12 protein-coding genes are annotated in these 12,703 nt (G+C 37.6%); 7 read left to right on the top strand and 5 right to left on the bottom strand.

What is annotated here, in order from left to right; translation table 11 throughout:
- Positions 1-468, top strand: a complete 468-nt coding sequence (gene ribH / locus GGQ92_RS09565) for a 6,7-dimethyl-8-ribityllumazine synthase (RefSeq protein ID WP_184247736.1) — start codon at positions 1-3, stop codon at positions 466-468.
- Positions 469-517: 49 nt separating this feature from the next.
- Here ribH and trhO read toward each other — a convergent pair whose 3' ends face one another.
- Entirely contained in the window at positions 518-1,492 is a 975-nt protein-coding gene (gene trhO / locus GGQ92_RS09560; RefSeq protein ID WP_184247734.1) for an oxygen-dependent tRNA uridine(34) hydroxylase TrhO, read from the bottom strand.
- Between the two features lie 157 nt (positions 1,493-1,649).
- Positions 1,650-2,519, bottom strand: a complete 870-nt coding sequence (locus tag GGQ92_RS09555; protein ID WP_184247731.1) for an NAD(P)-dependent oxidoreductase — start codon at positions 2,517-2,519, stop codon at positions 1,650-1,652.
- 128 nt (positions 2,520-2,647) lie between these two features.
- Here GGQ92_RS09555 and GGQ92_RS09550 point away from each other — a divergent pair, with 128 nt between their 5' ends.
- Positions 2,648-2,998, top strand: a complete 351-nt coding sequence (locus GGQ92_RS09550) for a TraR/DksA C4-type zinc finger protein (protein ID WP_184247729.1) — start codon at positions 2,648-2,650, stop codon at positions 2,996-2,998.
- Between the two features lie 216 nt (positions 2,999-3,214).
- Here GGQ92_RS09550 and GGQ92_RS09545 read toward each other — a convergent pair whose 3' ends face one another.
- Positions 3,215-4,408, bottom strand: a complete 1,194-nt coding sequence (locus GGQ92_RS09545; RefSeq protein ID WP_184247726.1) for a S1C family serine protease — start codon at positions 4,406-4,408, stop codon at positions 3,215-3,217.
- Between the two features lie 166 nt (positions 4,409-4,574).
- Here GGQ92_RS09545 and GGQ92_RS09540 point away from each other — a divergent pair, with 166 nt between their 5' ends.
- The 4 genes from GGQ92_RS09540 (at position 4,575) to GGQ92_RS09525 (ending at position 9,132) form a co-directional block, all read left to right on the top strand.
- Positions 4,575-5,261: a response regulator transcription factor gene (locus GGQ92_RS09540; protein WP_184247723.1), complete on the top strand. Its 687-nt coding sequence runs from the start codon at positions 4,575-4,577 to the stop codon at positions 5,259-5,261.
- A gap of 2 nt (positions 5,262-5,263) precedes the next feature.
- A complete protein-coding gene (locus GGQ92_RS09535) occupies positions 5,264-6,601 on the top strand; it encodes a sensor histidine kinase (RefSeq protein WP_184247720.1) in 1,338 nt (445 codons plus the stop codon).
- A gap of 307 nt (positions 6,602-6,908) precedes the next feature.
- A complete protein-coding gene (typA, locus tag GGQ92_RS09530) occupies positions 6,909-8,738 on the top strand; it encodes a translational GTPase TypA (protein ID WP_184247717.1) in 1,830 nt (609 codons plus the stop codon).
- A gap of 109 nt (positions 8,739-8,847) precedes the next feature.
- A complete protein-coding gene (locus GGQ92_RS09525; RefSeq protein ID WP_184247714.1) occupies positions 8,848-9,132 on the top strand; it encodes a YkvA family protein in 285 nt (94 codons plus the stop codon).
- A 215-nt stretch (positions 9,133-9,347) separates the two neighbouring features.
- Here the strand turns inward: GGQ92_RS09525 and GGQ92_RS09520 are convergent, their stop codons facing one another.
- Entirely contained in the window at positions 9,348-10,676 is a 1,329-nt protein-coding gene (locus GGQ92_RS09520) for an ABC transporter permease (protein WP_184247711.1), read from the bottom strand.
- A complete protein-coding gene (locus GGQ92_RS09515; RefSeq protein WP_184247708.1) occupies positions 10,673-11,365 on the bottom strand; it encodes an ABC transporter ATP-binding protein in 693 nt (230 codons plus the stop codon). Before GGQ92_RS09515 ends, GGQ92_RS09520 begins: the two co-directional genes overlap by 4 nt.
- Before the next feature lie 154 nt (positions 11,366-11,519).
- On the opposite strand from GGQ92_RS09515, the gene GGQ92_RS09510 reads away from it, so the two are divergent.
- Positions 11,520-12,692: a CapA family protein gene (locus tag GGQ92_RS09510; protein ID WP_184247706.1), complete on the top strand. Its 1,173-nt coding sequence runs from the start codon at positions 11,520-11,522 to the stop codon at positions 12,690-12,692.
- The last annotated feature ends 11 nt before the right edge of the window (positions 12,693-12,703 follow it).

Here is a 12,703-nt window from a genome sequence, read left to right as displayed (position 1 = left end):
ATGGCAAAGGTATACGAGGGGAAATTAATAGGAACAGGATTAAAAGTAGGTTTAGTTGTAGGGAGATTTAATGAATTTATCAATAGTAAATTACTATCTGGCGCAGAGGATGCGTTACGCCGCCACGGTGTAAATGAAGAAGATGTGGAGATCGCATGGGTTCCAGGTGCGTTTGAAATACCACTAGTAGCTAAAAAAATGGCGAAGTCAGGTAAATACGACGCAGTAGTTACGTTAGGATCGGTTATTAGAGGCTCTACACCTCATTTTGATTTTGTAAGTAATGAAGTATCTAAAGGTGTTGCAAGTGTAGGATTAGAAGCTGATATTCCAGTTATTTTTGGTGTGTTAACAACGGACAGTATTGAACAAGCAATCGAACGTGCAGGAACGAAAGCTGGTAATAAAGGTGCAGAAGCTGCTGTTACAGCAATTGAAATGGCAAATTTATTAAACCAAATCGGATAAATGAAAAAACAAGATGCCGCAATAGTGAGTCATCTTGTTTTTTAATCCATTAAGCTTCTTGAGTGATACCATCTTCCTCAGCAATACGCTCAAGACGTGCTTGAATTTCTTCTTCAGTTAAGTTGTGTTCTTTTACGTACATATTACGTGGATGGACACGACATTCAGGTGTACAACCTCGCATATATTTATGTTCATTCTCTTCAGAACAGAGAATTTGTTTATTACATTCAGGATTTGCACAGTTCACGTATCTCTCGCAAGGTTTTCCATCAAAGTAGTCTTTACCTACAATAACATGCTCTTTACGATTTACGGGCACGGAAATACGTTCATCAAATACGTAAAGCTGACCATCCCATAGTTCGCCTTGTACTTCAGGATCTTTACCGTACGTAACGATACCACCGTGAAGCTGAGCAACGTCTTCAAAACCACTTTTCTTTAACCAGCCAGAGAACTTCTCACAGCGGATTCCACCTGTACAATACGTGACAACTTTCTTGCCTTCTAACAATTCTTTATTTTCTTCTACCCACTCTGGTAATTCACGAAATGTTTCGATATCTGGACGAATCGCACCACGGAAGTGACCTAGATCGTATTCATAGTCATTTCGAGCATCCAATACTACTGTATCTTCATCTTGAAGTGCTTCATAGAATTCTTTTGGATCTAGATACTCTCCAGTTATTTCGCGAGGATCAATGTCTTCCTCTAAGCGAAGGGTTACGAGTTCAGGTCTTGGTCGAACGTGCATTTTTTTAAATGCATGGCCTTCTGCCTCGTCCACTTTAAAAATCATATCTGCGAAACGTGGATCATTGTGCATTGCTTCCATATACTTATTAGTTGCTTCCACCGTACCAGATACGGTTCCGTTAATACCTTCATGTGCTACGAGTATTCTTCCTTTAAGCTCCAAATCTTTACAAAAGCGAAGGTGCTCTTTTGCAAAAGTTTCTGGATCCTCGATGTCTACATAGTTGTAGTACAGTAATACTTGATATTTTTCATTTTCCATTTTTTCTGCCACCTATCATTAATATTTGCAAGATATAAATGAAGGTTGGGTGTTGTTTTATATACTTGCAATAGTATATTTTATCACTATTTTACGTAATTAACAATATAGTTTTCATGTAAGATTTATAGAGAATACGTCCATTATCATTTTTGGCCTATGCGTCTTGAAACCATTTAATTAATGCTTGTGTACCACTATCTTCTTCGCCGTTTTCTGCTAGCTCCGTATACAACTGTAACGATAATTCTAAACCGGGCATTTGTAGACCCATTTCTTTAGCGGATGCTAGTGCGATTTTCATATCTTTAATAAAATGTTTAATGTAAAAGCCAGGCGTATAATCATGTGCAATCATTCTTGGCGCAAGGTTTGACAATGACCAACTTCCAGCAGCGCCAGCGGAGATGCTATCAAGAACTTGAATTGGATCTAAGCCTGCTTTTTTCGCATATACAATTGATTCAGAGACACCAACCATATTGGATGCAATAGCAATTTGGTTCGCCATTTTTGTATGCTGACCAGAACCTGCGTCACCTTGTCGAATAATATTTTCACCGATCAGTCTTAAGATTGGAAGACAAAGTTCGTAATCGCTGTGATCACCACCAACCATGATGGTTAATGTAGCATTTTTTGCACCAATATCTCCCCCAGAAACCGGAGCATCCAAACTGTGTATGTGATATATTTTTGCTTGATTGTATATTTTCTTTGCCAAGAGCGGACTAGAGGTTGTCATATCAATGACAAATGAACCTGGTTTTGCATTTTCTAGAATCCCTTGTTCGCCAAAATAAACCTCTTCTACATCATTTGGAAAACCTACAATTGTAATAATTAAGTCTGATTTTTTTGCAACGTCAGCGACTGTGTTCTCCCATATCGCTCCTTCTCTTAGAAGCTCGTTCGCCTTTTCTTTAGTTCGAGTATATAAATGTACTGTTTTTCCTGCTTTTAATAAGTTTTTTACCATGCTTTTCCCCATAACTCCGGCACCAATAAATCCAATGTTTTGAAACATACAACGTACCCCCTTTGTATTTCTACATATAACTTTATCAGATTATAATAACGCTTTCATTACATTGCCGATTAATTTTTGTTTTTATTTGAATAAGGCAGGGAATAGTATTTTCAGGAGGCGGTAAGATGGATAAGAGTATTGAGAAAGAATGTAAGCAAAAGTTAGAAGATAGAAGAGATGAATTATTATTTGCAAAGGAAGCGCCGTACGATGAAACATTGGAAGAGCAAGTCGGCGAACTAACAACATTCGATAATCATCCTGGTGATATGGGTACGGAATTATTTGAACGAGAACGTGATATGGCTCTAGAAGAACGTAAGGAGCAAGAATTACTTCAAATAGAAAAAGCTTTAGATAGATTAGCAAATGGTGAGTATGGTAAGTGTGAAATTTGTGGAAAGGAAATCCATGAAGAGCGTTTACGTGCTATACCAGAGACAACCTACTGTATTGACCATGCGAATGAAATATAAAAGCTGCTGATACCTTCAGCAGCTTTTAGTATAAAGAGGGTGCCTAGATGTTGATCTAGCCCGTCGGGGTGGGCGAGGTGCTCTCGCTTTTCTTATTGTCTAGCTCTAGCACCTACCCCCTCGAGGTCTTAAGTAATGCTATTCTGTGGCAAAGGACGCCACGCCAAGCCTTACTTAAGCTTGTCGGGGGTATGCGAGGTGCTTTCGCTTTTCTACTTATATATTCTCTTGTTCGGTTAAGGCCATCTTCGTCGTTTGTAATTTCCCTTCACGATAGAAAGTTATGGTTACTTCATCGCCTATTTGCTTATGACGATATAAATAAGATTTTAATTCTAACATGGAGGAAACGCCCGTATCATCTATTTTCGTAATGACATCGTATCTTTGTAAACCAGCCTCATCGGATGGTGAGCGTGGTTGGACTTGAGCAAGGACAATTCCTTCCTCGACGCTTTCATCTAGCATCAATGTATCTCTTGCATGACGTGCCGGTACACTGGATAAATCAACGCCGCTTATTCCCATGTAAGGACGAACGACCTCACCAGAAGTCTCTAATTGGTCCATAACTGGTTTTGCCTCATCAATCGGAATCGCAAAACCAATCCCTTCTACTTGTGTGAGAGCAATTTTCATGGAGTTAATACCAATTAACTCACCTTTTGCATTAATTAATGCTCCACCACTATTCCCAGGGTTAATAGCTGCATCTGTTTGAATAACATTTGTCGTCCAGTCAGGCATTCTATCACCATTTGTATCTACATCCACAGCTCGATCAAGTCCACTAATGATACCTTTTGTGACCGAACCAGCAAATTCTGTTCCGAGTGGATTTCCAATAGCAACCGCAGTATCACCAACATTTAAATCATCAGATGATCCTAAAGTAGCGACAGTTTCGACCTTATCACCAGGAATACGAAGGACAGCTAAATCTGTTAACGCATCTGTTCCTAAAATATCCGCTTCAACGTGCTCGCCGTTCGATAATATAACCTCGACAGCTTGTGCACCTTCGACGACATGGTTATTCGTTACTACATATGCAAATGAGTCTTCTTTTTTATAGATAACTCCTGAACCTGTTCCTTGAGTTTCGGAATCTTCCCATAGATTTAGGTGGCTTATATTTGATACTCCAACTACAGCATCAGATACTTGCTCAACAGCAGCATTTACAGAATTTGTTTCCTCATACGTTATATTCGTTGTCGGAATAGAAGAACCTTCTGTTTGTTTCATTACAGGTTCATCTTGTTGTTCTGCAGAATTTGTATCTGCTTCTGACAATGACCAAAAGATTCCGCCTACGAGTAAAACAGCAACTAATCCACCCGCAAAACCACTAATAAAGTTAGAGAAGGAGCTTTTATCTTTTTTGTCTGTGATTGGTTGTTCTGACATCTATCATCATCCTTTCGGAAAGTTTGACTATTACTAACTTCTATTATAGGTAGAAGATATGGCATAATAATGAGAGAAATGTAAAAAAAATGTGGAAAAAAGAATACTTCAAAAACATTATTTATATGAGAGAATAACGCTAATAGCAAAGTTAGGAGTGAATGTTTTGACACAAACAATCTATGTAGTAGAAGATGATAAAAACATCCGTGACATTGTTCAAGCATACTTATCGAACGAAGGTTATGAATTAAAACTGCTAGATAACGGCGAGGACGCTTGGAAACTTGCGGAGCAGGGCCAGCCAGATATGTGGATCTTAGATATCATGTTACCTGGAATGGATGGCTATGAATTGTGTAAGAAGATTCGCGAAACGAGTGAAGTACCGATCATTATCATTTCCGCAAAAGATGAAGAGGTAGATAAAATTCTAGGACTTGAACTAGGTAGTGATGATTATTTAACAAAACCATTTAGTCCTCGTGAGTTGGTCGCTAGAATTAAACGTCTGTTTAAACGTGTTCATAGTACCACGGTAGATACACCAAAAAGTAATGGAATCATTCGAGTTGGTGACTTACAAATCGATCAACCGGCACGTCAAGTTTTTTGGGAAGAGACAGAAATTGATGTAACTACGAAGGAATATGAAATGCTAGAGATTTTTGCTAAGCAGCCAAACCGAGCTTTCTCTAGAGAAGAATTGTTAATACTTGTATGGGGAGAAGATTACTTCGGAAGTGATCGAGCTGTAGATGATTTGGTGAAAAGAATTCGAAAGAAATTGAACGGATTACCGATTGAAACAGTTTGGGGTTACGGTTATCGTTTGGAACTAGAAGAGGAATAATGATGAGATTACAAAATCAATTAACAATTGCATTTACATCATTACTTGTCGTAATAATGGCGATTACAGGTATTACTATTTACTCCCAAATGCTCCAAATGTTAATTAAGGATGAACAAAGGCAATTGGAGGATAGTGGAGAATTGATTGTTAATTTTATCCTCTCACAGGATTTAAATAGTACTGCTAATGTTCACAGATTGCTAAGCATGCTAGAGGAATATAATCTTCAAGTATTTGCTTATGACGAAGTAGATCATCGGATTATTTTCTCTTCCATCCCAGATGCAAACACTATAGAGCGATGGGTGAACTATTATGATTTAAGAAACGAAGAGCAACCGCTATGGGAAGCGGGCGGAGAAAAGTATGTGGTGTCCATTATACCTTTTTATACCCCATTTACTTCTCAGCAGCTTGTTCTATTAACTCCGTTGGATGATTTGCAAGAGGTACAAAAAAGCTTAATCAATCGTTTGACTTTAATTTTTTTAATCGGGATTATTGCTGCTGTACTAATTAGTAACTATTTAACAAGGACGTTAGTTACACCATTGACGAAGCTCCGAAAGAAGTTAAAAAAGGTAGAAAAAAGGGAATTTGATCAATTAGAAGAAATAAAAGCAACTGGGGAAATAAAGGAAGTTGCACAGAGTGTAGATGACATGGCAAAGGAATTGAAAAGTTATATCCAATCGCAACGCCATTTCTTTCAGAACGCTAGTCATGAATTAAAAACACCTCTAATGACCATTCAAGGCTACGCAGAAGGAATTCGTGATGGTATTTTTCAAGGAAAAGATGCGGAACGAGGATACGACGTGATGGTTGAGGAAATCAATCGCTTAAAGAAGATTATCAATGAAATTATTCTTTTGGCTAAGTTAGATAGTGAGGCAGAACCTTATCAGTTTAAAGAAGTTTCTCTCGTACGAATGACAGAGCAAATAGAAGATCGGGCACTCGCGATAGCAAAAGAGAGAAACGTAACATTTCAAATGAAAAATGTGGAAGAGATTACAATAACAATAGACGAAGAAAAATTTTTACGTGCGTTAATGAATATTGTTACGAATTCGATTCGACATGCAAAATCAATTGTAGAATTAAATGTGAGTAGTGATAACACTAAAGTGATGATTGAAATTACAGATGATGGAGAAGGAATTGACCCAGACCTTATGGATCAACTGTTCCACCGATTCGTGAAAGGGACTACAGGAGAGACAGGATTAGGCCTTGCGATAGCCCGAGCTATTATTGAAAAATCAGGGGGTAAAATTAAAGCAGGGAACATCGAACCGCATGGAGCGAAGTTTACTATAGTGTTTATGAAATAATCATAGGTCAAAGAAACGTATTGTCGCTGTGTTTTGATCTTCAAATAATGGAATGAAGATTAGATTATTAAGAAATAGATATGTGAATAGTACTTGAAAAAAGACGAACGATAATAAAAGAAGAGTTGAATAAACAAAAAATCCTTTTAATTCCAGTTGATAATGTGGTATAATTGACAAGTTGTTAAACGATAATGTTTTCAAAACTGTTTAAAGAGGTTTAACTAGTTATTGTAACTAGATATTATAAATGGAGAAATGACAATGTAGCTATGTTCAAGTCATTGATAAAAGAGGAGAGTAATACATGACCACAGCAAGAGAGGATTTACGAAATATCGCTATAATTGCTCACGTTGACCATGGGAAAACGACGTTAGTAGACCAATTACTACACGATTCAGGAACCTTCCGTGAGCATGAACAAGTTGACGAACGTGCAATGGATTCTAACGATATTGAGAAGGAACGAGGAATAACGATACTAGCCAAAAACACGGCTATTGAATATAAGAATACTCGTATCAATATTTTAGATACACCAGGTCACGCTGATTTTGGTGGAGAAGTAGAACGTATTATGAAAATGGTGGACGGTGTGTTGCTTGTAGTTGATTCCTATGAAGGTTGTATGCCACAAACACGTTTTGTTTTAAAGAAAGCGTTAGAGCAAAAGCTTCGTCCAGTTGTTGTATTGAATAAGATTGATCGTCCGAATGCACGCCCAGAAGAAGTAGTAGATGAAGTATTGGATTTATTCATAGAGTTAGGTGCAGATGATGAGCAATTAGAATTTCCTGTTGTATATGCTTCTGCATTGAATGGTACGTCGAGCTTGGAATCAGACCCAGCTCAACAAGAAAACAGTATGAACCCTGTCTTTGATACCATCTTAGAACATATACCAGCGCCCATTGATAATGCAGATGACGCATTACAATTTCAAGTAACAATGCTCGATTACAACGATTATTTAGGACGCATTGGTGTTGGACGAGTATTCAGAGGAACAATTAAAGTAGGTCAACAGGTAGCACTAATGAAAAACGATGGCTCAGTGAAGAAGTTCCGTGTTTCGAAGTTATTTGGTTTCATCGGTTTGAAAAGAATTGAGATTGACCAAGCGAAATCAGGGGACATTGTTGCGATTGCAGGAATGGAAGATATTAACGTAGGTGAAACAGTTTGTCCGGTAGATCAGCAAGAGGCTTTACCGTTACTGCGAATTGATGAACCAACCCTACAGATGACGTTTGTTGTGAACAATAGTCCATTTGCTGGACGTGAAGGAAAACATGTTACCTCAAGAAAAATTGAAGAACGTCTTATGTCCGAGTTAGAAACGGACGTAAGTCTTCGAGTAGAACAAACAGCTTCCCCGGACGCGTGGGTTGTTTCCGGTCGTGGAGAGCTTCATTTGTCTATATTAGTAGAGAATATGCGTCGAGAAGGATACGAATTACAATTATCGAAGCCAGAAGTTATTATTAAAGAAATCGATGGTGTAAAATGTGAGCCGGTAGAACGTGTTCAAATTGATGTTCCAGAAGAATACACTGGTGGGGTTATGGAGTCTCTTGGTATTAGAAAAGGTGAAATGCTTGATATGGCGAACCATGGTAACGGTCAAGTCCGCATCGAGTTCAAAGTGCCATCACGTGGTCTAATAGGCTATTCAACGGAATTTATGACCATCACACATGGATATGGAATCATCAACCATTCTTTCGAAGAATATGCGCCAATGGTTAAGGGACAGGTAGGTGGACGACGTCAAGGTGTTCTCGTTTCACTAGAAAATGGTAAAGCATCTACTTATGGAATTATGAACCTAGAAGACCGTGGTGTAATTTTCGTGGAACCTGGTACGGAAGTATATGCTGGTATGATTGTCGGCGAACATAATCGTGATAATGATTTAACAGTAAACATCACGAAAGAAAAACACTTGACAAACGTTCGTTCAGCTAATAAAGATAATACGGTAACAATCCGTAAATCACGTAAAATGTCCTTAGAGGAATCTTTGCAGTATTTAAATGATGATGAATATTGTGAAGTAACTCCAGAATCTGTTCGATTACGTAAAAAGATATTAAATAAAAACGAGCGAGAAAAAGCAGCAAAGAAAAAATAAAACCTTTGGTATGGTCAAGCATTGCTTGGCCATACTTTTATATCTTCTTTTCGTTTTGCTAATAATTTTAAAGGGTATTTGATAATGAAAGGGAGAAAGAGGGGTAAAAATGCGATTTTGGAGAAGATTAACGTTTTTATTCAAATTTCATAAATCAGTACCGTTTTTAAAAGATTATTTCTTTTCCAAGGAAGTATCTTTTCTAAAGAAAATTGCAATCCTTTTATTGATTGTCCTATATATCGTAATTCCCTTCGATGCCATACCCGATTACTTGTTGTTATTCGGTTTAATTGACGATGTAGTAGTCGTTACGCTTATTTTACAGTTGGTTATAAAAATGGCGCCTAATTCAATTAAAGAAAAGCATAATTTCGGTATTGTTAAAAACTGAGGCAGGTACAAAAGTATTTAATCATAGTATAAACTGAACGATTCGATAGAATCCGTCAGTTTGTACGCTTTTGTAATTACTTCGCTAAAACACTTCGCTTTCCGCAGGTGTTGCCTGCGGAAAGCGAAGTATTTTGACTTGGCGTTAGTATAACATTCGAATTTTGTATTATGAAAATTACTTCTTTCCCAATCTCTACTAGCTTATTCCTATTTCTAAATTTCTCGTCTTAAGGCCTGTAATACATCGACTTGAGTGGCTTTTTTGGCTGGTTTGGATCCGGATATAACGGTAACGGTCAAACAAATAATCACGGTAATAGCGACTAAGCTTAAAGGTATGGAAGAAAAGCGAAAACCTTCAGGTAATTGCTCCTCAAACATTCCCTCAACTATCATTGTTAACCCTATGTTTGCAATAAAACTAATAATATAAGAAGCGACAATTCCTATTAATACCCCAAGTAAACCTATGTAGCTGCTTTCAAGTAAGAATATTTGCTTTATTTTTTTCGGATGTGCCCCTAAGGCTTTCATAATACCAATATCAGGCGTACGCTCCGTTACAGCCATTGTCATTGTATTGTAGATACCAATCGATGCAATAATAATCGCAATCGTTCCAATAAAGATTAATCCTGCTTTCACTATTGTAAATACAACATTAATGTTTTTTAATTCTTCTGCTGGTGAGTAAGCATAATATCCCTCTTCATTTAATTGTTCCGATATATCCACAACACCTTCCATATTATGAGCATAAGCGTGGATTCGATCATAGCCACTAGATACATAATGGTCCTCGGATTCGTGAACAGCTCCCTTAACTGTACCCGTAAAGTCTTCAATCTCTGCTAATAATTCTTCAGAAATATGAACGGTACGGTCTTCCATCCAACCACGGGCGGGAGGTGCGGTAATACCGACAATCGTCACGTTTAGCGTATGTTCCTCTTCTTTTCCGTTTGTTTCTTTACTAACAGTAAGACTTATTTCTTTGCCTAATAAGCTATCTTTATAGGCAAACTCTTCCAACAATTCACCATTCGCATCGAAAATTTCGTTCACGTCTTTGTCTTGAGGTATTAACTCGTTGGAAAAATGATGGCCTACGATAATTTCATTAGCGTTTTCCGGCAGTCTCCCTTCCTCAACCTCCATACCAGCTTCTATTTCGGATGGGAAGTGGGAGACCACTGTCCACCCATGCCCCGCATAATTATCTGTTCGATACACAGGTGTTTGTGCCAATTCCTTAGAGCGTGTTACAGCTTTCACACCCTCCATATTTTCTATCTGTTTAATTTCTTCGTCACCAATCTCTTTTGATTCCCCATCCTTATCTAGCCCGTAAATCTCAATTTGGGTAACATTTCTATTTTCTATTACATCTTTTATTAACGTATCATGGATTCCAAACCCAACGGATGCCAGGACAACTAAAAAGGTACAAGCCATAGCAGATGCTAGCACTGTCATATAAACGCGTGATTTACTTTTTTTCATGTTGGAACGAATAAATTGCCATTGATCTTGTAACTTCAAACAGATACACCTTCTTTCATAATTTCCCCATCATGTAAATGGATACGCTGATGACCGATTTTAGCTACTTCTTCGTCATGTGTAATGATTAAAAAGGTGAGATTTTCTTTTTCGTTTAACTCTTTAATAAAAGCTAATATTTCTTGCTCTGTTTCACTGTCTAGACTTCCTGTTGGCTCGTCCGCTAAAATGATTTTCGATTCCATTACTAGCGCCCTCGCGATACTAATCCGCTGTTGCTGTCCCCCGGAAAGTTCACTCGGATAGTAGGATGCATGATCTTGTAATCCTACACGCTCTAACGCAGTCATTACCCTTTTGCGACGGATGTCACGGTCTAATCCTTTTAAAACAAGTGGTAGCTCGACATTTTCATATGCTGTCATACTTGGGATGAGTTGAAAACTTTGAAATATAAAACTTAAGTTTTCTAACCGGAAGTCTGCTAAATCCCCTTCTGATAACGTAGTAATGTTTTTTTCTTCTATCCAAATTTCTCCCTCTGTTGGACGCAAGAAACCACCAACAAGGTTTAAAAGAGTCGATTTACCCGATCCGCTTTTACCTGTAATTGTTATGATTTCCCCTTCATTTACGCTAAAAGAAATATCCTTCAATACAGAAACCGCTGTTTCTTTTCCTTTTTTACCTAAGTAAAATGTATGGGAAATGTTATTCACTTTAATCATTTTATTCCTCCTTGTTTAGCCTCTACCTAGTTAGACGAACAAAACAAGTGAAAAATTTCAACGTATCTGCTAAATAATTAAAATTTGTTTAGTCAAGTTTTCTATAATTAACAGTCTATGGTAGAATAGAGGTCGAAAAAAGGGGACTTGTGTCATGAAAAAAACAACAATATACATAGTTTATTTATTACTTATTTTTTATTTAGTAGGTTGCTCTACAGGTGATTCGAGTGATAACCATCCAGCATCTATAACAGAACAAAATCACAAAGAAATTGAAGGTAATTTTCTAGCGAGCATTCAACCAGTAGAAACGAGTATAAGCATTGCTTCGGTTGGTGATTTACTTATTCATTCTCGCGTATATGATGATGCGGAACAAGCAGATGGTACCTATAACTTTCTCCCGATGTTTGAAGAGGTTCAAGCCTATTTAAAAGAACCTACTATTACTATGGCTAATCAGGAAACCATTATGGGAGGAAAAGAAATTGGACTGTCCACCTATCCACAGTTTAATAGTCCGTTTGAGCTCGGTGATAACTTGAAGGAGTTAGGTGTAGATATTGTCACAATGGCAAATAATCACACGTTAGATCGAGGGGAAATAGCAATTCAAAATGCTATCGGTTATTATGATAAGATTGGAATGCTCTATACAGGGAGCTTCAAGGACGAAGAGGACCAAAAGCAGATTCGTGTTATAGAAGAGGAAGGAATTCGAGTATCATTTCTTAGCTATACATACGGAACAAATGGAATACCAGTACCTGAAGGAAAAGATTATCTCGTTAATTTAATCGATAAGGAATTAATGGAACGTGAGATCAAGGAGGCAGAGCAACTTTCCGATATTATTGTTGTTAGCCTTCACTTCGGTAATGAGTATGAGAGATTGCCTAATAATGAGCAGCGTTCCTTAGCACAATTCGTTGCAGATTTAGGTGTAGATGTCGTTATTGGACATCATCCACATGTACTACAACCGGTAGATTGGGTGGAAGGTAAAGAAGGTAACCAGATGCTAATTGCGTATTCCTTAGGGAACTTTTTATCAGGACAGGATAAGCTATATCGTCAAATCGGAGGTATTTTCAACTTCGAGGTTACCAAAACGACGGATCGAAAGGGAGATACGTTTGAAGTACATTCCCCATCCATGTTACCTACCTTTGTTCATCATGAAAGAATAAATGGGAAAATGAGAAATTACTCGATTATCCCAATGAAAGACATTTCAAATCAACACCTTAATGATGCTAAGGGTCATTATGAGGAAATTAAAAATCATTTATCACAATTTACAGACATAGATTTTATGGAATAAAGGGGGATAAG

This window comes from Gracilibacillus halotolerans (genome assembly GCF_014206945.1).
GTDB classification, from domain to species: domain Bacteria; phylum Bacillota; class Bacilli; order Bacillales; family Amphibacillaceae; genus Gracilibacillus; species Gracilibacillus halotolerans.
This window is presented reverse-complemented; position numbering and strand designations above follow the sequence as displayed.

Excerpts from the sequence above, each read along its gene's own strand:
- ribH (WP_184247736.1), top strand. The coding sequence starts at position 1 with ATGGCAAAGGTATACGAGGGGAAATTAATAGGAACAGGATTAAAAGTA.
- trhO (WP_184247734.1), bottom strand. The coding sequence starts at position 1,492 with ATGGAAAATGAAAAATATCAAGTATTACTGTACTACAACTATGTAGAC.
- GGQ92_RS09555 (WP_184247731.1), bottom strand. The coding sequence starts at position 2,519 with ATGTTTCAAAACATTGGATTTATTGGTGCCGGAGTTATGGGGAAAAGC.
- GGQ92_RS09550 (WP_184247729.1), top strand. The coding sequence starts at position 2,648 with ATGGATAAGAGTATTGAGAAAGAATGTAAGCAAAAGTTAGAAGATAGA.
- GGQ92_RS09545 (WP_184247726.1), bottom strand. The coding sequence starts at position 4,408 with ATGTCAGAACAACCAATCACAGACAAAAAAGATAAAAGCTCCTTCTCT.
- GGQ92_RS09535 (WP_184247720.1), top strand. The coding sequence starts at position 5,264 with ATGAGATTACAAAATCAATTAACAATTGCATTTACATCATTACTTGTC.
- typA (WP_184247717.1), top strand. The coding sequence starts at position 6,909 with ATGACCACAGCAAGAGAGGATTTACGAAATATCGCTATAATTGCTCAC.
- GGQ92_RS09525 (WP_184247714.1), top strand. The coding sequence starts at position 8,848 with ATGCGATTTTGGAGAAGATTAACGTTTTTATTCAAATTTCATAAATCA.
- GGQ92_RS09515 (WP_184247708.1), bottom strand. The coding sequence starts at position 11,365 with ATGATTAAAGTGAATAACATTTCCCATACATTTTACTTAGGTAAAAAA.
- GGQ92_RS09510 (WP_184247706.1), top strand. The coding sequence starts at position 11,520 with ATGAAAAAAACAACAATATACATAGTTTATTTATTACTTATTTTTTAT.